Here is a 250-nt window from a genome sequence, read left to right as displayed (position 1 = left end):
GCGATAGGGCGTACGCATAATTTATTACGATCAGGCGTCCATGATGAACAGTTCTATCATGATATAGCCGAAGCATTGCTAGAGCACAATGAATGGAAAGGTGTTATTTGGAGTCGCAACCGTGCTGGTGAAATATTTGCGCAACAAGTGACGCTGTCGAGTATTAAAGAAGGCGATAAACTTAAATATTTCTTTGCCGTTTTTAGTGATGTGACCGAAGATAAGAAAACAGATCAACAGATTATTACCC

The 250-nt window shown here is 40.4% G+C and carries 1 protein-coding gene; it reads left to right on the top strand.

Annotation, left to right across the window (positions count from 1 at the left end; all coding sequences use genetic code 11):
- On the top strand, positions 1-250 hold a 250-nt coding region (locus MTCD1_RS19820; RefSeq protein WP_143760211.1), incomplete at both ends, for a PAS domain S-box protein.

The organism is Colwellia marinimaniae (assembly GCF_002207865.1).
Classification (GTDB): domain Bacteria; phylum Pseudomonadota; class Gammaproteobacteria; order Enterobacterales; family Alteromonadaceae; genus Colwellia; species Colwellia marinimaniae.
Note: the sequence above shows the minus strand (reverse complement) of the source record. Positions and strands in the feature narration are given on the sequence as shown.